15 protein-coding genes are annotated in these 20,059 nt (G+C 66.5%); 8 read left to right on the top strand and 7 right to left on the bottom strand.

Going from position 1 to position 20,059, the window contains the following annotated elements; all coding sequences use genetic code 11:
* Nucleotides 1–56: 56 nt before the first annotated feature.
* Nucleotides 57–425, top strand: coding sequence for a hypothetical protein (locus tag AC1ZV1_RS09460; protein ID WP_484296477.1), 369 nt, complete (start codon nt 57–59; stop codon nt 423–425).
* A gap of 104 nt (nt 426–529) precedes the next feature.
* Here AC1ZV1_RS09460 and AC1ZV1_RS09455 read toward each other — a convergent pair whose 3' ends face one another.
* A complete protein-coding gene (locus AC1ZV1_RS09455) occupies nt 530–2,092 on the bottom strand; it encodes a sigma-54-dependent transcriptional regulator (RefSeq protein WP_484296476.1) in 1,563 nt (520 codons plus the stop codon).
* Between the two features lie 260 nt (nt 2,093–2,352).
* On the opposite strand from AC1ZV1_RS09455, the gene phhA reads away from it, so the two are divergent.
* The 3 genes from phhA to AC1ZV1_RS09440 all read left to right on the top strand — a co-directional run bounded on the left by phhA (nt 2,353) and on the right by AC1ZV1_RS09440 (nt 4,796).
* Nucleotides 2,353–3,141 (top strand): phenylalanine 4-monooxygenase, encoded by a 789-nt coding sequence (gene phhA / locus AC1ZV1_RS09450; RefSeq protein WP_484296475.1) that lies wholly within the window; start codon nt 2,353–2,355, stop codon nt 3,139–3,141.
* Nucleotides 3,142–3,246: 105 nt separating this feature from the next.
* Nucleotides 3,247–3,603: a 4a-hydroxytetrahydrobiopterin dehydratase gene (locus AC1ZV1_RS09445; RefSeq protein ID WP_484296474.1), complete on the top strand. Its 357-nt coding sequence runs from the start codon at nt 3,247–3,249 to the stop codon at nt 3,601–3,603.
* Nucleotides 3,600–4,796: an amino acid aminotransferase gene (locus AC1ZV1_RS09440; RefSeq protein ID WP_484296473.1), complete on the top strand. Its 1,197-nt coding sequence runs from the start codon at nt 3,600–3,602 to the stop codon at nt 4,794–4,796. The genes AC1ZV1_RS09445 and AC1ZV1_RS09440 overlap by 4 nt, the downstream gene beginning before the upstream one ends.
* Before the next feature lie 48 nt (nt 4,797–4,844).
* Here the strand turns inward: AC1ZV1_RS09440 and AC1ZV1_RS09435 are convergent, their stop codons facing one another.
* From AC1ZV1_RS09435 to AC1ZV1_RS09410, 6 genes are all read right to left on the bottom strand, one after another.
* Nucleotides 4,845–5,867: a transporter gene (locus tag AC1ZV1_RS09435; protein WP_484296472.1), complete on the bottom strand. Its 1,023-nt coding sequence runs from the start codon at nt 5,865–5,867 to the stop codon at nt 4,845–4,847.
* A 176-nt stretch (nt 5,868–6,043) separates the two neighbouring features.
* The gene (locus AC1ZV1_RS09430) at nt 6,044–7,174 is read right to left on the bottom strand and encodes a TIGR03364 family FAD-dependent oxidoreductase (RefSeq protein WP_484296471.1); all 1,131 of its coding nucleotides are present in this window, start codon (nt 7,172–7,174) and stop codon (nt 6,044–6,046) included.
* 263 nt (nt 7,175–7,437) lie between these two features.
* On the bottom strand, nt 7,438–8,463 hold the full coding sequence (locus tag AC1ZV1_RS09425; protein ID WP_037012373.1) for a putative 2-aminoethylphosphonate ABC transporter substrate-binding protein: 1,026 nt from the start codon (nt 8,461–8,463) through the stop codon (nt 7,438–7,440).
* A gap of 95 nt (nt 8,464–8,558) precedes the next feature.
* Nucleotides 8,559–10,274 carry a putative 2-aminoethylphosphonate ABC transporter permease subunit gene (locus tag AC1ZV1_RS09420; protein WP_484296470.1) on the bottom strand — a complete coding sequence of 572 codons (1,716 nt, stop codon included), beginning with the start codon at nt 10,272–10,274 and terminating at the stop codon, nt 8,559–8,561.
* Nucleotide 10,275: 1 nt separating this feature from the next.
* Complete coding sequence (locus AC1ZV1_RS09415; protein WP_484296469.1) at nt 10,276–11,331, bottom strand: putative 2-aminoethylphosphonate ABC transporter ATP-binding protein; 1,056 nt, start codon at nt 11,329–11,331, stop codon at nt 10,276–10,278.
* Nucleotides 11,332–11,531: 200 nt separating this feature from the next.
* The gene (locus tag AC1ZV1_RS09410) at nt 11,532–12,383 is read right to left on the bottom strand and encodes a LysR family transcriptional regulator (RefSeq protein ID WP_484296468.1); all 852 of its coding nucleotides are present in this window, start codon (nt 12,381–12,383) and stop codon (nt 11,532–11,534) included.
* 254 nt (nt 12,384–12,637) lie between these two features.
* Here AC1ZV1_RS09410 and wecB point away from each other — a divergent pair, with 254 nt between their 5' ends.
* From wecB to AC1ZV1_RS09390, 4 genes are read left to right on the top strand one after another with little or no spacing between them, the layout of a single operon-like run.
* Nucleotides 12,638–13,792, top strand: a complete 1,155-nt coding sequence (wecB, locus tag AC1ZV1_RS09405; protein ID WP_484296467.1) for a non-hydrolyzing UDP-N-acetylglucosamine 2-epimerase — start codon at nt 12,638–12,640, stop codon at nt 13,790–13,792.
* On the top strand, nt 13,789–15,963 hold the full coding sequence (nfrB, locus tag AC1ZV1_RS09400; protein WP_484296466.1) for a cyclic di-3',5'-guanylate-activated glycosyltransferase NfrB: 2,175 nt from the start codon (nt 13,789–13,791) through the stop codon (nt 15,961–15,963). The genes wecB and nfrB overlap by 4 nt, the downstream gene beginning before the upstream one ends.
* The gene (locus AC1ZV1_RS09395) at nt 15,960–19,145 is read left to right on the top strand and encodes an NfrA family protein (protein ID WP_484296465.1); all 3,186 of its coding nucleotides are present in this window, start codon (nt 15,960–15,962) and stop codon (nt 19,143–19,145) included. Before nfrB ends, AC1ZV1_RS09395 begins: the two co-directional genes overlap by 4 nt.
* Complete coding sequence (locus AC1ZV1_RS09390) at nt 19,145–20,017, top strand: DUF4434 family protein (RefSeq protein ID WP_484296464.1); 873 nt, start codon at nt 19,145–19,147, stop codon at nt 20,015–20,017. Before AC1ZV1_RS09395 ends, AC1ZV1_RS09390 begins: the two co-directional genes overlap by 1 nt.
* Nucleotides 20,018–20,059 lie beyond the last annotated feature (42 nt).

The following is a 20,059-nucleotide window of genomic DNA, read 5'->3' as shown; positions in this document are numbered from 1 at the left end:
GCCGCCGGCCGCGCCAGCCGTTACTCTTCCCCCATTCACCCGGCGGAAGTACACCGATGAGCGACCGTGATCGCGACTATTACTGGGAGCAGGTCAGGCGTCAGAACACGCAGAAGCCGCCCGAGAACCCGAAACGCAACTGGCGGATGCTGGTGAAGCCGCTGCTGTGGCTGCTCATCCCGCTGCTGCTGCTCGCCGCCGGCACCGCCCTGTGGCGCAATCCGGCCAACCAGCTGTGGCTTCACGAGCGCTGGGTGCTGCTGCAGATTCGCCTGGGCATGCCCCCTGACGGTCTGCAGACGACACCCGCAGCCTCGCCTTACAGCGACAGCCCGCGCAAGCTGGCCGACTGCATCAAGCCGGGCAACGTGATCGATGACGACGTGCGGGCCTGCGTGAAGGGGTACCGGCCGAAGACCTGGTGAGTGGCCGCCGGCGGCCCTGCGACGAATGGAAGGCATGACGGTTCGCTCCGCCGTATCGGCTTTTGTAGGAGCAAGCTCGCTCCTATGAAGAGCTGACCAACGCCTCAGGTCTCCTCGTTCTGCCCCAGCCCATGCATCCGCAGCTTGTTGGCGATGGTCGTATGCGACACCCCCAGCCGCTTGCCCAGTTGCCGACTGCTTGGATGCTCCCGGTACAACCGCTCCAGCACCGCCTTCTCGAAACGGCCGATGATGGCGTCCAGCCCGCCGTCCAGGGAGAAATCCCCCAGCGGATGCGGCGCACCATAATCCGGCAGGCGGATGTGCTCAGGGCGGATGGTGCCGCCCTCGCACAAGGAAACCGCCTGGAACAGCGCGTTCTCCAGCTGCCGCACGTTGCCCGGCCAGTGGTAGCGGCCGAGGCGATCCAGCGCCTGGGGCGACAGCTTGGGCAGCGAGCAGCCGATCTGCCGGCTGGCCTGGTCGAGGAAGTGCTCCACCAGCGGCTCCAGGCCGTCCAGGCATTCGCGCAGCGGCGGGATGTGCAGCGACAGCACGTTGAGGCGGTGGTACAGGTCCTGGCGGAACTCGCCCTTGGTACAGAGCTCGGAGAGGTCCACCTGGGTCGCGCAGATCACCCGCACGTCCAGGTACACCTCCTCGTCGCTGCCCACGCGGCGGAAGCAGCCGTCCTGCAGGAAGCGCAGCAGCTTGGCCTGCAGGCGCGGGCTCATCTCGCCGACGCCGTCGAGGAACAGCGTGCCGCCGGCGGTCAGCTCCAGCAGGCCGAGCTTGCCTTCCGGGCGCGCGCCTTCGAAGGCACCGGGGCCGTAGCCGAACAGTTCGGTCTCGGCCATGGATTCGGGCAGGCCGGCGCAGTTCAGCGCCATGAACGGCGACTGTCCGCGCGGGCTGGCCAGGTGACAGGCGCGTGCCAGCAGCTCCTTGCCGGTGCCGGTCTCGCCTTCGATCAGCAGCGGCGCGTCCAGCGGCGCCATGCGCCGCGCCTCGCGAACCACCGCGGCCATCACCCGCGAACTCTGGAAGATGCTGTCGAAGCCGCGCAGCTCCAGGCGGCGGACATTGTAGATGCGCTCACCGACGCGGTCGGCACGGTGCAGCGTGAGCACGGCGCCGGCCAGCGCTTCGCTGTCGTCGTGTTCGGTCTGCAATGGCGCGATGTCGGCAAGGAACACATCCCCCTTCACCTTCACGCGCAGGCCGTTGATGCGCGCCTTGTTGGCCCGCACCAGTTCGGGCAGGTCGAGGTCCTCGACGTAGCGCGACAGCGGGATGCCCGGCACTTCGTCGACGCGCACGCCCAGCAACTGCGCGGCGGCGCGGTTGCCGGCGACGATCTGCCCGGCCATGTCGATGGACAGCACCGGGAACTCCAGCGCCGCCAGCAGCGCATTCAATTCCAGGTGGCGACGCTCGCTGGGCATCAGGCCGACGCGCTTGACCCCGAACACGCCGGGCACCGCTTCGAGCTTGGGCTTGAGCGACTGGAACTGCAGGTTGATGAGGTTCGGGCAAAGCAGGTAGATGGCGTTGCCCTGCTCGCCACCGACTTCGCCGCGGTTGACGTTGATGCCGTAGTCGACCAGCAGGTTGAGGATGTCACGCAGGATGCCGACGCGGTTCTGGCAGTGCACTTTGATACGCATGGCGGGCCCGTGGTTGTCGTTGTGGTGGGCGCTCCGGCGCGGTTTTTCACGCATCAGCCGGAAATTACCGTCAAGAATATGTGACAGATCACCGCACCTTCAAGCCATGGCCGGATGCCTGCGCCGCCAAGCGTAATCATTTCTTTACGGATTACCCCGCTTGACGCGTTCCAGCGCAGCGCCAGGGGGGCTGTTCGGCGGCACGCATCGCGCTATTGGTGAGTCATCACAAGAACAGGCAGCTCAACGCCGGAGGCTCCATGAAGACAACGCAGTACGTGGCCCGCCAACCTGATGAAGACGGTTTCATCCACTACCCGGAAACCGAGCATCAGGTCTGGAATACCCTGATCACCCGCCAGTTGAATGTGATCGAGGGCCGCGCGTGTCAGGAATACCTGGACGGCATCGAACAGCTTGGTCTGCCCCATGAGCGCATCCCGCAACTGGGCGAGGTCAACAAGGTGCTCCAGGCCGCGACTGGCTGGCGCGTAGCGCGGGTGCCGGCGCTGATCCCCTTCCAGACCTTCTTCGAACTGCTGGCCAGCCAGCAATTCCCCGTCGCCACCTTCATCCGCACCCCGGAAGAGCTGGATTACCTGCAGGAGCCGGACATCTTCCACGAGATCTTTGGCCACTGCCCGCTGCTCACCAACCCCTGGTTCGCCGAGTTCACCCACACCTACGGCAAGCTCGGCCTGGCCGCCAGCAAGGAAGAGCGCGTGTTCCTCGCGCGACTCTACTGGATGACCATCGAATTCGGCCTGGTGGATACCTCGCAGGGCCTTCGCATCTACGGCGGCGGCATCCTCTCGTCGCCCAAGGAGACGGTCTACAGCCTCTCCGGCGAGCCCGAGCGCCAGGCCTTCGACCCGCTGGAGTGCATGCGCACGCCGTACCGCATCGACATCCTGCAGCCCCTGTATTTCGTGCTCCCCGAGCTCAAGCGTCTGTTCGAACTGGCCCATGAGGACATCATGGCGCTGGTGCGCGACGCCATGCGCCTGGGCCTGCATGCGCCGAAGTTCCCGCCGAAACAGGCCGCCTGATCCGCTGCAATCGATCCCATCTGTGCCTAGGATGAGACGTGCTCGCGAGCCTAAGATGGTTCGCGAGCGCACTCCTATGCCACCCCACGACAAGGAGAACCTTTCATGACCGCACTCACCCAAGCCCATTGCGAAGCCTGCCGCGCCGACGCCCCGAAGGTGTCCGACGACGAACTGGCGGTGCTGATCAAGCAGATCCCGGACTGGAACATCGAAGTCCGTGACAACCACATGGAACTGGAGCGGGTCTTCCTGTTCAAGAACTTCAGGCACGCCCTGGCCTTCACCAACGCGGTGGGTGCCATCGCCGAGCAAGAAGGCCACCACCCCGACCTGCTGACCCAGTGGGGCAAGGTCACCGTCACCTGGTGGAGCCACGAACTGAAGGGCCTGCACCGCAACGACTTCATCATGGCCGCGCGCACCGACGAGTTGGCCGCGACAGCAGAGGGACGCAAATGAGCCATTTCGCCAAGGTCACCCGCGTACCGGGCGACCCGATCCTGGGCCTGCTCGAAGCCTACCGGGCGGACCCCAACCCCGCACGGCTCGACCTTGGCGTGGGCGTCTACAAGGACGCCCAGGGCCTTACGCCGATCCCCCGTGCGGTGAAGCTTGCCGAACAGCGCCTGGTGGATACCGAGACCACCAAGAGCTATGTCGGCAGCCACGGCGATGCCCTGTTCGCCGCACGCCTGTGCGAGCTGGTGCTGGGCGTCACCTCGCCGCTGCTGGCCGACTCGCGCGCCGACGCCACGCAGACGCCCGGCGGCACCGGCGCGCTGCGCCTGGCGGCGGAGTTCATCGCGCATTGCCTGCCGGGCAAGCACATCTGGCTGAGCGACCCGACCTGGCCGATCCACGAGACCCTGTTCGCCGCCGCCGGCGTGCCGATCAAGCACTACCCCTACGTCGGCGCGGACAACCGCCTCGACGCGGACGCCATGTTCGCCATGCTGGAGAAGATTCCCCAGGGCGACGTGGTGCTGCTGCACGCCTGCTGCCATAACCCCACCGGTTTCGACCTGGATCACCAGCAGTGGCAGCGCGTGCTGGAGATCGTCCGCCGCCGCGAGCTGCTGCCACTGCTGGACTTCGCCTACCAGGGCCTGGGCGACGGACTGGAAGAGGACGCCTACTCCGTACGCCTGCTGGCGCAGAACCTGCCGGAAGTGCTGATCACCAGCTCCTGCTCGAAGAACTTCGGCCTCTACCGGGATCGCGTCGGCGCGCTGATCGTCTGCGCCGAGAACGCCGACAAGCTCACCGACATCCGCAGCCAGCTGGCGCTGTTCGCCCGCAACCTGTGGTCCACCCCGCCGGCCCACGGCGCCGAAGTGGTCGCCACCATTCTCGGCGACCCGGAACTGAAGAACCTCTGGCTGGACGAACTGGACGGCATGCGTGGGCGCATCGCCGAACTGCGCATCGGCCTGGTGGAAGCCCTGCGCCCCCATGGGTTGGCGGAGCGTTTCGCGCACATCGCCATCCAGCGCGGCATGTTCTCCTACACCGGCCTGCAGGCCGAGCAGGTACGCATCCTGCGCGAGGAGCACAGCATCTACCTGGTGAACAGCGGCCGCGCCAACATCGCCGGGCTCGACGGTGAGCGGCTGGATCACCTGGCGGCAGCCATCGCCCGCGTCTGCCGCTGACGACGCATTCTTCCCCCTCGACCGGCCGTAGAGCCGGTCTTTTTTTGATCAGTAATCGTCGCGCTTGCGGAACGCCCAGCGCCCCGCCAGGCCGGTGAAGCTGGCCACCAACACCACCAGGATCCAGAAACCCTCCGGGTCGCTGGAGAAAGGAATACCGCCGACGTTCATGCCGAAGAAGCCGGCGATGATATTGATCGGCAACGCCAGCACCGTGACCACGGTGAGGGTGAACAGCGTGCGGTTGCTCTGCTCGTTGATCTTCGCGGCGATCTCTTCCTGCAGCAGCTTGATGCGTTCGCCCAGCGCCGTGAGGTCGTTGATCACCAGGGAAAACTCCTCGGTGGCCTCGCGCAACACGCGCACATCGTCCTCCGTCAGCCACACCGGTGGGCGGTTGAGCAGACGCATCAGCGAGCCTGGCTCCAGCGCCAGCAGGCGCTGCAAACGCACCAGCACGCGGCGCATGCCACCCAGATCGGCACGGCTGGCAGAGAGGCGTGAGGACAGCAACTGGTCCTCGATGCGGTCCACGCTGATGCTGGTCTCACGGACGATGCGGGTGAGGATTTCGCCCTGGTCGCGCAGCAGGTGCACCAGCAGTTCCAGCGGCGAGTTGAAGCGCTCGCCGTGCTTCACCGAGGAGCGCAGCGTATCCACCGAGCGCAGCGGCTGCGCGCGGGCAGTGATCAGCAGGCGGCCACGGGCGCAGACCCAGAGGGTGGCGACGTCCGAGGACATGCGGCTGCTGAAGTCGAACACCACGTCGTTGACCACCGCCAGCAGCGCGCCGTCCACATGCTCGATGCGCGTGGAGCGCGAGCCTTCGCGCAGGGTCTCGAAGAAGTAGTCGGGCAGTTCCAGGTGCGACTTCATCCAGCGCTCGCAGGCCGCGTGCGCCAGATTCAGGTGCAACCAGAGGAACTCGTCCGCCGCGCGGGGTTCCTGCAGGCGCTGCAAGGCGATCGGCGAATCGATCTCAAGCCCGGGTTGGTCGGGGCGAAAGCTGAAGCCATACAACAGGCCGAACAGATCGGAATCCTGATGGCTCTGGACAATGCTGTGGTTCATGGAACTCCGCGCACGCAGGTGGGAGGTGCGTGTAGGAACGAGGGGGACGCCTGGTCCTTGCTCGCAAACCCGCACGACACGGGCTATTCGCGAGCAAGCTCGCTCCTTCCAAGAGCAGAACAGGCCCGCCCCTTGGTGTTATCAGACGTCCATGAAAGGCAGATGACAGCCACGTGTCAGCCGAACAGGCCCGCGACGGTGCGCTCGCCTAGCGCCGGGCCGATGCTCATGCCCACGCCGGTGTGCATCAGCACGGCAGTGATGCCGTCGGCGGCCTGCAACACCGAGAACGGCCCCGGCCCGCGCGACCCGTACACGCCCTGCCAGCGCTCGACCACGTCCACGCGCATGCCCAGGGTGTCCTCGGCCAGCGCCAGCATCAGCCGGTCGACGGACTCGGCGTTGAACGGCGCGGCATCGCTGCCGTAGTGGTGGGAGTCGCCGATGATCAGCTCGCCGTGGGGCGTCGGGCTGACCAGCAAGTGAATGCCCTGCTCCTCCAGCTCCGGCGTCTCGCGGCGAATCTGCTCGCGCACCGCCTCGGCCTCGGGCAGGTCGGAGAAGGCGCCGTAATGCACGCAGCTCAACCCGGTGAGGATCGAGTGGGCAAGACCGAAGTCGACCTGCGGGCGGGCACGCAGCATCTGCAGGCGGCACACCTGCGGCTCCAGCGGCGCGATGACATCAGCCAGCAGTGTCTGGTAATCGTGGCCCGAGCAGACGATCACCTGTCCCGCTGTAAAGGTGCCTGCGGTGGTGCGCAGCACACCGGTGTCGACGTCACGCACCAGGGTGGAGAAGTGGAACTCAACGCCGTGCTCGCGGCGCAGATAATCGATCAGGCTCGGCAGGGCCTCGCGGGAATACAGTTGCTGGTCGTCGAAGCCCAGCAGCGCGGCGCGATGGTGGCGGAAGTAGCCCTGGTAGAGGTCGTTCAGTTCGCTGCCGCGCAGCAGGCCCACGCGGTAGTCCAGCTCCCGGGCGCGACCGGCGCAGAAGGCTTCCAGCAGGTGCTCCTCGGCTTCGCTGCGGGCGAACAGCAGCGAGCCATTGCGCCGCAGGGAAAACCCGGCGCCTTCCGCCCATTGCGCCCAGATCGGCCGGCTGGCACGGGCCAGCTCCGACATCACGCCCGGCGGCTGGCCGGTGACCAGCGCCTGGCCGAAGTTGCGCACCGAGGCGCCCAGGGGCGTGGCGGTGCGCTCGAAAACACGTACGGAGAGGCCGCGGCGGGCGGCGGCGTAGGCGTGGGAAAGGCCGAGGATGCCGGCGCCGACGATGGCGACGTCGCAGTGGGTGTGGGTCATGGGATCAGTTCCTTACGCGCAGAAGTGCAGAAGAGCCCCTCTCCCTAGCCCTCTCCCTGAAGGGAGAGGGAACTCTCCTCTGCCGAGAAAAGTTCCGAGTTCATCCTGGTACTTCAAGTGCAACCTTCAGAACGGATGCACCCTGGCCGCGCAGTGCTTCCCTCCAGGGGTCCAGGACTGCGCCAACATCGAACCAACACACCGATCAGCCCCCTCTCCCTTCAGGGAGAGGGTTGGGGAGAGGGAGCCGCCAGCGTAGAACCTTACTTCTGCGCAACTTTCTCCGACTTGCCGTCGTAGCGCTTGCGCCACTCGGCGAGGATCTCGTCGCGGTTCTTCGAGGCCCAGGCGAAGTCGTTCTTGATCAGGCGCTGTTCGTAGTCGGCCGGCAGTTCGGTCTGCGGCTTGGCGATACCCGGCTGGGCCAGCACGGCGAAGTTTTCCTTGTACAGTTCCATCGCTTTCGGGCTGGCGGAGAAGTCGGCGAGTTTCTTCGCGGCGGCTTCATGCTGGGTGCCCTTGACGATGCCGGTGGCTTCGATTTCCCAGCCCAGGCCTTCCTTGGGCAGGACGATGTCCAGCGGCGCGCCCTGGCGCTTGAGCTGCACGGCCGGGTATTCGAAGGAGATGCCGATCGGGAATTCACCGGCGGCGGCCAGCTTGCACGGCTTGGAGCCAGAGTGAACGTACTGGCCGATGTTCTCGTGCAGCGCGTCCATGTAGGCCCAGCCCTGCTTCTCGCCGAAGGTCTGCAGCCAGGCGGAGACGTCGAGGAAGCCGGTGCCCGAGGAGGCCGGGTTCGGCATCACGATCTTGCCCTTGTACTCGGGCTTGGTCAGGTCCTGCCAGCTCACCGGCTTCTCCAGACCCAGCTTCTCGGCCTCGACGGTGTTGAAGCAGATGGTGGCGGCCCAGACGTCCATGCCAACCCACGCCGGCGGGTTGGCCGGGTCGCGGTAGTTCTTGCCGATGGCGTCCAGGTGCTTGGGCGCGTACTTCTCCAGCATGCCCTGCTGGTCGAGGATAGCCAGGCTGGAAGCCGCCAGGCCCCACACGGCGTCGGCCTGCGGGCGATCCTTCTCGGCCAGCAGCTTGGCGGTCACGATGCCGGTGGAATCACGCACCCACTTGATCTTGATGTCCGGGTTCTCGGCTTCGAAGGCCTGCTTGTAGGCAGTCAGCTGTTCCGGCTCCAGGGCGGTGTAGACGGTCAGCTCGGTGTCGGCGGCGTGGACCTGTGCAGCGAAACCGGCCACCACGGCGGCGGCGAGGGCAAGACGTTTGAACATGTGGAGCTCCTTGGCAGTGTTTTTTCCCCGCGCGGAGGCGGGTTTTGTCAGGGGTTGAGCCCTCGGGCAAACGAGGGCGACAGCGTCCAGCGGTGTTACGGGTTCGCGCCCTTCCTCCAGGCCTGGGAGCGGCGCAGCAGGCCGCGCGAGGCGCCGGCCAGCAGCAGCGACACGGCCGCGGAGGTGAGCAGGATCAGGGTGGACATGGCGGCGGCGCCGCCGACGTTGCCGGAGTCGTCCATGTTCAGCACGGCGACGGCGGCGAGGATGGTGTCCGGGTTGTAGAGGAAGATCGCCGCCGAGACTGTGGTCATCGCCGAGACGAACAGGTAGCGGGTGATATCCAGCAGCGCCGGCAGGCAGATCGGCACGGTGACGCGCAGGTAGTGGCGCCACAGCGGCATCTTCAGCGACAGCGCGGCGGCCTCGAACTCACCATCGAGCTGGCGCAGCGCGGCGGTGGCGGTCATCTGAGCGGTGGTCAGGTAGTGGGCAATGGTGCACACCACCAGCAGCGCCATGCTGCCGTAGAACACATGCAGCGGGTTGCCCGGCAGGTTGAAGAAGAACACGTAGCCCAGGCCCAGCACGAGGCCCGGCACGGCCATCGGCACGAAGCACAGCATGCGCAGCAGTTGGCTCAGCCAGCGCTGCTCGCGGGTCTTCTCGATCAGGTAGGCGCCGGTGAAGATCAGCGCGCTGCCGATGATCGCGGTGCACGCGGCCAGGGTCAGGCTGTTGCGGTAGGCCAGCCAGCCGCCGCCGGCGGTGGTGTTGAAGTCGTAGTGGTTCAGCGACAGCGAGAGGTTGTACGGCCAGAACTTCACCAGCGAGGAGTACACGGCCATGCCCAGCACACCCAGCAGCACCGCGCTGATCAGCACGACGATGGCGAGGAAGGCACCGTCGCGGCGACGCGACGGCTTGGGATGGTAGACCTGCGCGCGGCCACTCATGGCGTCGCCCTGGCGGCGGCGCAGCCAGGTGTCGACGGCGAAGCTGAGCAACGCCGGCAGCAGCAGGATCATGCCGATCTGCGCGCCACGGCCGAACTGCTGCTGGCCGACCACCGCCTTGTAGGCTTCCAGCGCCAGTACCTGGTAGTCGCCGCCCACCACGACCGGCACGCCGAAGTCGGTGATGGTCAGGGTGAACACCAGGCAGAAGGCAGCGAACACGCCCTGCCGGGAGGCCGGCCAGGTAATGCTGCGGAAGGCCTTCCAGGGCCCGGCGCCCATGCTCGAGGCGGCGTCGAACAGGCGTGCATCGGCCAGCGACAGCGCCGACAGCAGGATCATCAGCGCATGGGGGAAGGTGTAGATGGCCTCGCCGAGGACGATGCCCCAGAAACCATAGATATTGTCCGGCAGCAGATGGCGCAGCAGGCCCTGGTTGCCGAACAGGTAGATCAGCGCGATGCCCGGCAGCATCGACGGCGCCAGCAGCGGCAGCAGGGAAATCCCGCGCCACAGGCCCTTGGCCGGGATCAGCGTGCGTTGCAGCGCGTAGGCGAACAGGTAGGCCGCCGGCACGACGATGCACGCCACGCTCAGCGAAATCTTCAGGCTGTTGCCCAGCAACCAGTGGAAGTTGTCGCTGCGCAGCAACTCGCCCATGGCGGCCAGGCCGCCGCCCTGCCCCGCTTCGCCGCTGAAGCCACGCCAGAAGATGGCCAGCAGCGGCATCAGCACCGCAAGGGTGAGCAGGAGCAGCAGCAGGACCTTGCCGCCGCGGACGAACAGGCGATCACCCAGATCGCCGCGAATTTTGCCAACGGACAGCACCGGGCTGTGCTTCACCACGGCTTCCATCTCAGGCGAACACCTGCAGGCTGCGGGGCGGCAGCGACACCCAGATGTCCGGGGCGCCCAGGCGCGGCATGTCCTCGGGCGCCAGCTCGGCGAGCAGCGCGTGGCCTGGCAGTTGTTCCAGCTCGAAGCTCATGCGGCAGCGATTGCCGAGGAAGGTGATCTCGCGGACCTGCGCACGGAACAGGTTTTCCTGGTGCACGGCAGGGTTCACGCTGATCGCTTCCGGGCGGCAGAACAGGCGACCCGAGGCACTGGGCGCCTGGCTGTGCAGGCGCAGGTTGAGGCTTCCAACGCGGGCATGGCCATCGCTGCCACGCTCGAACGGCAGCCAGTTGCCCTGACCGACGAACTCGGCAACGAAGGGCGTGCTCGGCGTGCTGTAGATCTCCTGGGCGGTGCCGTACTGCTCGATACGCCCGTGGTTCATCACCGCGATGCGATCGGCCATCAGCATGGCCTCGTCCTGGTTGTGGGTGACCATCACGGTGGTGATGCCCAGGCTCTTCTGCAGTTGGCGAAGTTCGCCGCACAGGTGCTCGCGGACGCGGGCGTCCAGCGCCGACATGGGTTCGTCGAGCAGCAGTAGCGACGGGCTCGGCGCCAGCGCGCGGGCCATGGCGACGCGCTGCTGCTGGCCGCCGGAAAGCTGGCCGGGGTACTTCTTCTCGCTACCGGTCAGGCCGACCAGTTCGAGCATCTCGGCGACGCGGCGGCGGGCTTCTTCCTTACTGGCATTGGTGAGGCCGTAGGAAATGTTCTGCTCCACCGTGAGATTGGGGAACAGCGCGTAGGACTGGAACAGGATGCCGTAGTCCCGCGCCTGCGGCGGCAGGTTCGACACATCGCGCTGGCCCAGGTGCAAGGTCCCCTCGTCCTGCTGTTCCAGGCCGGCGATGCAGCGCAGCAGGGTGGTCTTGCCGCAGCCGGAGGGGCCGAGCAGGCAGACCAGCTCACCGGCCTTGACGTCCAGCGACACGCCGTCGAGGGCGACGAACTGGCCGAAGCGCTTGCGGATGTGACGCACGCTGAGCGGCGTGCCGGCGACAGTGGGATGCATGGCGGTACCTCGTTTTCTTGTGGTCCACGCCGCGTGAGCTGCGGCGTGAAGGAACGAAGTCCATGCTAGGGAGCGATTGAGACGGCACTATTGCTAAAGGGCCAAGTGCGCCGATAGATCCATAGGCAAATTTTGGTATGGGGGCGAATTTTTTTGGGAAGTGGCGGCGTAGAGCCCGGGCTCCTGCAGGGAGTGAACCTCTACGATTGGGCGAGTGCCAGAAACGCACTCGGCAACCGCGCCTGCCGCCGATCCTTCAGGCAATACAGGTACTCGTCGATCCGGCTTGCGCCCTTGATCTCCAGCACGCACAGCTGCGGGTTATCCGGCACTTCCTGGCGGGCAATGATGCTCACGCCCAGGTTGCGGATCACCGCCTCGCGGATCGACTCGCGGCTGCCGATCTCCAGCATCGAGGCTGGCACCACGCCCGCCTGCTGCAGCATCGCCTCGGTCAGTTGGCGAGTGGTGGAGCCCGCCTCGCGCATCAGCAGACAGTGCTGGCGCAGGTCGCCCAGGTTGACCGACTGCAACGCCGCCAGCGGATGGCTGCGGTGCACCGCCAGCACCAGCGGGTCGCTGCCCAGCACCACGCGGGTCAACCGCGCGTCGTCCACCTGCTGCGAGGAAGCCGCCAGGTCGACCCGGCATTCGATGAGCGATTCGAGCACTTGCTGGGAGTTGCCGATCTCCACCGAGACCTCGATTTGCGGAAAGCGCTCGCGGAAGGTCTTGATCAGCCCGAGCACGTAATAAGGAGAGGTGGCACCGATGCGCAGCGCGCCCTGCATCTGCCCGCAGTTGCGCAGGTAGAATTCGATGTCCGCTTCCTGCTGCAGCAGCGCCTCCACCATCGGCAGCAGGCGCACACCCTCGTCGCTCAGGGTCAGGCGACGGCCGCCGCGGTAGAACAGCTCCACTGCGTACTGGGCTTCCAGGTTGCGGATCTGGGTGGTCACGGTCGGCTGGCTGAGCCCGAGTTTCTTCGCGGCCTGGGTGATGCTGCCCAGCTTCGCTACCCGGTAGAACGCCTTCAGTTCCGCGCTCAACATCGACCAATCCACCTTTTCGCAAAATTCATCAACAATTTTCCCCCGCGCTGCCGGCAAACCGGCGCCAGCCCTCTGGCGACGCGGGCTCCAGCCAGGCGACAAAAAACCCTAAAAGGTCAATGTACCTGACCTGTATCACTGGCAACACCGATTGCGGCTGGACAGCCCGGAATTGAGCGACTTTCATTGCCCTTGGAAAAATCCCACACGGAAACCGAAGGCGGCCCCACAAGAGCGCGCCCAAGGAGCAATTGATGAAGTACAAAGTCACCATGGTTTTCGGAACCCGTCCGGAAGCCATCAAGATGGCCCCCCTCGCGCGCGTCCTGCGCCGTACTCCGGAAATCGAGCTGCGCATCTGCTCCACCGGCCAGCATCGCGAGATGCTACAGCAAGTGCTGAACTCCTTCGAACTCGAGGTCGACGAAGACCTCGACGTCATGACCCAGGGCCAGACGCTGAACAGCCTCTCCCTGCAGATGATGGGCAAGCTGGATGACAGCTACGACCGCCATCGCCCGGATATCGTGCTGGTCCACGGCGATACCACCACCAGTTTCATCGCCGCCCTGACCGCCTTCCACCGACAGATCCCGGTGGGCCACGTCGAGGCCGGCCTGCGCACCGGCAACATCCACCAGCCGTGGCCGGAAGAGGCCAATCGCCGCCTGACCGCGGTGATCGCCGACCTGCACTTCCCGCCGACCAAGTCCTCGCGCGACAACCTGCTGCGCGAAGGGGTGAACATCGACCAGATCGAGGTCACCGGCAACACGGTGATCGACGCCCTGCTGTGGATGCGCGAGCACCTGCACGAGACCAACTGGACCCCCGCGGCCGACTCACCGCTGGCGAAATTCACCGGCGACCGCCGCGTGGTCCTGATCACCGGCCACCGTCGGGAGAACTTCGGCAAGGGTTTCGAGCGCATCTGCCTGGCCCTGGCCGAGCTTGGCCAGCGCTTCCCGGACGTGGACTTCGTCTACCCGGTGCACCTCAACCCGCAGGTGCAGAACGCCGTCTACGGCCTGCTCTCGGACAAGCCCAACATCCACCTGATCGCGCCGCAGGACTACCAGCACTTCGTCTGGCTGATGGACCGCGCGTACATCATCCTCACCGACTCGGGCGGCATCCAGGAGGAAGCCCCGGCGCTGGGCAAGCCGCTGCTGGTGCTGCGCCGCGTCACCGAGCGTCCGGCCGTGCTGGAAGGCGGCACCGTGGTGCTGGTGGGGACCAACACCGGGCGCATCGTCAGCGAAGCCAGCCACCTGCTGCGCGACGAGGAAGTCTACGAGCAGATGAGCCGGGTATTCAGCCCCTACGGCGATGGCCATGCCAGCGAGAAGATCGTCGCCCGGCTGCTGTCCTGGTTCGGTGAATCACGCACGCCAAGCGAGTTCGAATGAGCCTCGAACTGGTCGACATCCTCACCTACGTTCTCTATGCCCTGAAGTACCTGGCGATCATCCTGGCCGCGCTGATGTTCCTGCTCGGCCTGGATGACCTGTTCATCGACCTGGTGTACTGGGGTCGGGTACTGGTGCGGCGCTTCCGCATCTACAACCGTTTCGACCGGGCCGACGAGGAGCGTCTCTTTGCCGCGCCGGAAAAGCCGCTGGCGATCATGGTGCCGGCCTGGAACGAGGTCGGCGTGGTGGGCGAGATGGCGCGCCTGGCGGCCTCCACCCTGGACTACGAGAACTACCAGATCTTCGTCGGCACCTACCCCAACGACCCGCAGACCCAGGCGGACGTCGACGCGGTATGCCTGCACTATCCCAACGTGCACAAGGTGGTCTGCGCCCGCCCCGGCCCCACCAGCAAGGCCGACTGCCTGAACAACATCATCGACGCCATCCTGCGCTTCGAAGCCGACGCCAAGATCGAATTCTCCGGCTTCATCCTGCATGACGCCGAAGACGTGATCTCGCCCCTGGAACTGCGGCTGTTCAACTACCTGCTGCCGGCCAAGGACCTGATCCAGATCCCGGTGTACCCCTACGCCCCGGAGTGGACCGGCTTCACCGCCGGCCATTACGTCGACGAGTTCGCCGAGAACCACGGCAAGGATGTGCCGGTGCGCGAAGCGCTGACCGGCCAGGTGCCCAGCGCCGGCGTCGGCACCTGCTTCAGCCGCCGCGCCATCGCCGCGCTGCTGGAGGACGGCGACGGCATCGCCTTCGATGTGCAGAGTCTCACCGAGGACTACGACATCGGCTTCCGCCTCAAGCAGAAGGGCATGAAGTGCATCTTCGCCCGCTACTCCATCACCGACCCGCAACTGGCGCTCAAGAGCACCTGGGTGCCGGGCATGGACCGGCGTTTCTCCCAGGTCATCTGCGTGCGCGAGCACTTCCCGCGCACCTGGCAGCACGCCATCCGGCAGAAATCCCGGTGGATCACCGGGATCGTCTTCCAGGGTACGCGCAACCTGGGCTGGAGCAGCAAGACCATGCTCAACTACTTCCTCTGGCGCGACCGCCGGGGGTTGATCGCCTACCTGCTGAGCTTCCTGGTCAACCTGCTGTTCCTGGTGCTGATTACCATGTGGCTGATCACCAGCCTGTCGCCCAACGCCTGGCGCTTCCCGTCGATCCTCGAAGGCAGCCAGTTGCTGGTGGTGTTGCTGTTCCTCAATGGTCTGATGCTGCTCAACCGCCTGTTCCAGCGCTTCTGGTTCGTCACGCGCTTCTACGGGATCTTCGAGGGACTGCTGTCGGCACCACGGATGATGTGGAGCAACTTCGTCAACTTCTTCGCCAACCTGCGTGCGCTCAAACAGGTCATGGAGATGGGCGACTCGCGCCGGGTGGCCTGGGACAAGACCACCCACGAATTCCCCGCCCTCGCCGGCCCGCAGCGCACCCCCCTGGGGCAGCGTCTGAAGGAAAAGGGGCTGATCACCGAGGAGCAGCTGCAATCGGCCCTGACCAGTCCGGTGCGGCGGCGCCTGGGCCGCGAGCTGCTGCTGCGCGAGCTGATCACCAGCACCCAGTTGGTCGAGACCCTGGCCGAGGAGCTGGGCGAGGAATGGGCCCCGCTCAACCCCTTCACCCTCGACGAGAAACTGATCGAAGCGCTGCCGCGCAAGCTCGCGCTGCGCTACGCAGTGCTGCCGGTGGCCATCGAGGGCGACACCCTGGTGCTGGCCAGCGAACAGCAGATCAGCCAGGTCTCCCTCGGCGCCATCAGCCGCCACCTCAAGCGCCCGGTACGCGGTCGACTGGCGCCCCAGGGCCGCGTCACCCTGGGCCTGCGCCACTGGTACGGCGGACGCCACCAGACCGACGAGACCCGCGCCATCGTCGAGGTACTCAGGCAACGCCAGGGTGACGATACCCTGATGGAGCGCCTCTGCGGTCACGTCGTGATGTTCGGCGCCTTGCTGCAAGTGCGCGGAATGGTGCCGCCGAGCCTGTTCAACCAGGCCCTGATCGACTTCGACCCGGAGCAGGACTCCCTCGGCGAGCACCTGATCAAGCGCGGCATCATCACCCAGCAGGTGCTGGAGGAAGCGCTCAAGGAACAGGCCAGCGAACAGCACGAGGCCTATCGCATCGCCCAGGAGGCCGTGTGAAACCGCAACATCCCCTGCTCTACGGCCTGATCCTGGCGAGCATCGCCGCCCCGCTGGCGCACGCCGCCGATGACCAGCTCACGGAGTTCCAGCGCTTCCGCAGCTTCCCTTACCTCGACAAGGGCTACAAGGAAGCGAAGAAGAACAACTGGGCAGAAGTCGAGCGCCTGATGCGCCACCTGCTCGACCGCGTGCCGAACAACACCGAGGCACGCGCCTTGCTGATCCAGTCCCTGACCAAGCAGCAGCGTTTCGAGGACGCCGAGAAGGAAGCCCAGGCGCTGGCCGGCACTGACGCCGGCGCCCAGGCGCTGACCGAACTGCGCCTGGACCTGATCGAAAACGGTCCGCCGCCGGAAGCCCAGGTCAACCAGTGGCTGGCCCACACCAGCAACGCCAACGAGCGTGTACGGCTGTGGCAGGCCTACAGCCTGCGGCTCGGCCAGACCCAGGGGCCGGCGAAGGCGCTGGAATGGCTGAGCACCCTGCCGCCGGGCAGCGACGGTCGCGTACTGCGTGAAGCCCGCGCCAACTGGGCCGAACGACTGCGCGACTGGGATACCACCATTGCCCAGCTCGCTCCGCTGGCCGCCGCCCACCAGCTCGCCGCCGATGACTGGCGGCGCCTGGCCAACGCCTATGCCCAGCGCCTGGAGGAGAAGCCGCTGGAGCAACTGCTGCAGCAGGCACCCGACGCCAACGCCGAACGCCAGGCACGCCTGGCGATCATCGACCGCGCCATCGCCGTCTCGCAGACCGACGTGGCCAAGCGCTGGTTGCTCAGCCTGCCCGAGCAGGACCGCCGCGACCCGACACGCCAGGCGCAATTGCTGGAAGTCGCCCGCGACAGTGCCGACGCGCCCCTGGTGACCCAGCTCAGCGACGAGCAGAACCGCCCCTGCCTGGAAACCACCGAATGGCTGTCACGCCACGACCAGGCGGATGCACTGGCGAAGCTGAAGCAGTGCAAGCCTGAGGAAGACCCGAAAACCTGGCTGGTGCTCGCCCAGCGCCTGGACGCCACCGACCTGCTGGAAAACACCCGGCTGCCCGAGCCCTGGGACACCGCCCGGCGCGACCAACTGGTCGATAGCTGGCGCCGCCAGGGCCGCACCGACCTCGCGCTGGCCTGGCTGTCGCGCCAACCCCAGACACCCGACACCGTGCTCCAGCGTGCCGAACTGCTGCAGGCCCGGGGTCGCACCGGCGAGGCTGCGGCGCTCTGGGAACAGCGCTACCGCCAGACCGGAGACCTCAAGGCGCTGGATCAGGCGACCTACCTGGCCCTCAACGCCGGGCGCACCGAGCGCGCCAAGCAACTACTCGAGAGCGCGTACGATCGGCGCGGTGGGAACCTTCCGCCGTCACTGGTGCAACGCCTGGCCAGCATCCACGCGCGCAGCGATACGCCGCTGGACGTCGCCCGCATCGAAGCCCTGCTGCCCAAGGCCGACCCGGTCTCGCGCGGCTACCTGCTCGGTCGCCTGGCCGAAGCCGGACGCTGCGACGCCCTGCAGCGCTACCTGAGCCCCGACTCGAACACTCCCGGCGAGCTGCGTGCACTGGGTCGCTGCGCCATGCCCGCGCGCCCCGGCGAAGCGGTGGTCTATTACCAGGCCGCTGTCGCACAGGGCGACAAGGACAGCCAGTTGCCGCTGGCCTATGCGCTGGAAGCCGCCGGTGATCCCGCGGGTGCCCTGCGCCTCTTCAACGCCCTGCCCGCCAGCGACCTCAACGACAATGCCCGCATGACCGCCAGCAGAGCGGCCCTCGTCACCGGCGATAACGTTGCCGCCGAGCGCTACTGGCAACAGGCGAAGAAAGGCAGCGCCGACGACTGGGCACTGGGTGCCAATATCGCTGATGCCCGTGGCGACTACCCCGAAGCCCTTGCCCGTCACCGCGAGGCACTTCAGCACGAACCCAACGGCCAGCATTTCTACAATGCCGCCGGCAGCGCGCAGAAGGCCGGCGACAAGCAACAGAGCAAACTCTGGCTGGCCGAAGCAGTACGTCGCGAGCCGGACAACCCACGCTTCCGCGCCGACTACGGCATGCGCCTGGCCGGCACCGACACGCCGGAAGAGCGCCGCACTGCAATCCCCTATCTGGAGCGCGCCACCCGCGACTACCCCGAGGACTTCCGCCTGGGCGAAACGCTCGCCTGGCGCTACGACGAAGCCGAAGACAGCTTCGCCGCCCGCCGTGAGCTGCGCCGGGTGATCGACCTGGAGCAGGACCCGGTGGCCGCCGACGACGAGTACGGCAGCCTCGAAGCCCGACGTTTCCGCCAGCGCCGCGCACACCAGGTGATGTCCCAGCGCGACAACCTGACCATCGCCAGCACCTGGTCGCCCGCGGGCGTCACCACGGTGCCGATCCTCAATGGCGACAACCAGACCGGCAGCCACCGCCGCGCCCAGTCACAGAACCTGCAGACCTTCATCTGGGACCACGCGCTGGGCGAGGAGCCGACCCGCAACGGCAGCACTCTGTCGGTGTACGGCCGGGCAATCGCCGGCAACGAAGGGCGCAAACAGTACACCCAGACCCTCGCCGCCGGTTTCGGCCTGCGCTACAAGCCCTTCGGCGACTACAACCTCAACCTCTACAGCGAGCTGTACAAGCAGAACACGGTGAAGAACGACGGCGATGCCGAAGACGCCTTCGACGGTATTCGCTGGCACGAGATCGGCACGCCGGAGAAATTCGAACGCTATGTCCGCCAGCGCGACAAGTACGGCCAGACCTCCACGGACTTCCTGCTGCGCGCCACCGCCTCGTTCCTCGACCAGGGCGAGTACCGCAACGACTGGCGCGTGGACGAGAACGACTGGGATGAACGCTTCCTCTACACCGACTTCGCCTGGTGGACCCACGCCGGCGATCACCAGTGGGTCTCGCGCTACCAGCAAGGCCACACCTGGAAGCTGCCGGTGGACTCGCCGCAGACGATCATGCCCTACGGCTTCGCCGAGTTCTCCGCGCAGGACCCGAGCAACGACTGGCGCCAGGACCTGCGCAGCGGCGTCGGCATGCGCTGGCAGTACTGGTACGGCGACGACCGTTACAACGCCTACCGCGCCCATGTCACCGTGCGTACCGAGTACCAGCTGGGCCTGGGCGGCAATCTCTATGAAAAGGCCAACGGCTGGCTGGTGGGACTCGAGGTGAACTTCTGATGCGCCGCCTGACTTTCGCCCTCGCCCTGCTCTTCGCCGCCGCCGTACACGCGGATGACCGCCTGTTCTACCAGCCACTGAATGTCGATGCCTCGTTGAGCGATGCGCAGTGGCAGCAGATCTGGCGCGCCAGTGCGGCCCAGGGGGCGAAGACCCTGATCGTGCAATGGACCGCCTATGGCGACTCCGACTTCGGCGGCGCCGACGGCTGGCTCGCCCGCTCCCTGAAAAGCGCCCACGACAACGGCCTGCAACTGGTGCTCGGCCTGTACATGGATCCGGCCTACTACCAGCGCCAGAGCGAACTGGACACGCCCGGCCTGGAGGCGTACTGGCAGCACCAGCTCGGCCGTTCCCTGGCCCAGCAACGGCAGATCAGCGAGCACGTGAAGCTGCCGGTCGCCGCCTGGTACCTGCCGATGGAACTGGACGACTGGCACTTCCAGGCTGCGGAGCGCCGACAGGCCCTGCAACGCCAGCTCAAGGACTTCGCCGGCCAGTTGAAGGCGCCGCTGCAACTGAGCGCCTTCTCCGGCGGCAAACTGGCACCACAGGTGTACGGCAATTGGCTGGGGCAGATCGCCGGGCTCGGCGTGCAGGTCTGGTGGCAGGACGGCGCCGGCACTGGAGCACTTCCCGAGCGCGTGCGCCAGGCCTACGCGGCGGCGCTGCCCTGCTCGGTCGGCATCGTCCGCGAAGCTTTCCGCCAGACCAGCGCCGCCGGCCAACCCTTCCACGCAGAGCCTGCCGCACCCTCCGCGGCTTCCAACGGCTGCCACGCCAGCGCCGTGTTCGAGGTGCGCTACCGGCCCTGGGGCAAGCCATTGCTGGACAACCAGCGCGCTCATCCCAGCGCCCCCGCAACGCCCTGAAACAACCGCCCGAGAACACGTCCCGCGCCCCTGCACGGGGCG

It is taken from the genome of Pseudomonas sp. BB438 (assembly GCF_057180225.1).
This window is presented reverse-complemented; position numbering and strand designations above follow the sequence as displayed.